Below are 330 nucleotides of genomic sequence, written 5' to 3' on the forward strand. Positions count from 1 at the left end.
TGCGCCCTTCATAACTTAACCGAATTGGTTGTTACATCAGGTTTAAAACCTAAAATGGCGATACTCGGTAATTTCTTGACTATCAATTTATCTTTATCTAGTTTTCAAAGAACAATCATTTGTCTCAAAAGAGACATTATGGGTGGATATTTTGCCTGCGCAAAAATCCCTGATGGATGGTTATTTTGCTCTCGCAAAAAACCTGGTTGAACCATCAAAACTGAACAAAACTTCGACTGTCAAACGTTTAGTAAATCTTCCTTAGAAAGGAGGTGATCCAGCCGCACCTTCCGATACGGCTACCTTGTTACGACTTCACCCCAATCATCT

General features: G+C 39.1%; 1 protein-coding gene and 1 rRNA gene. One reads left to right on the plus strand and one right to left on the minus strand.

Annotated features, from left to right (window positions below):
- Positions 1-210, plus strand: a 210-nt coding sequence (locus BAA9072_RS24395; protein ID WP_230980996.1) for a hypothetical protein, incomplete at its 5' end; no start/stop codon positions are given.
- Between the two features lie 55 nt (positions 211-265).
- On the opposite strand, the gene BAA9072_RS23990 is transcribed toward BAA9072_RS24395, so the two are convergent.
- Positions 266-330 (minus strand): 16S ribosomal RNA (locus BAA9072_RS23990); the annotation flags it as partial.

This window comes from Rossellomorea arthrocnemi (assembly GCF_904424705.1).
Taxonomy (GTDB): Bacteria; Bacillota; Bacilli; order Bacillales; family Bacillaceae_B; genus Rossellomorea; species Rossellomorea arthrocnemi.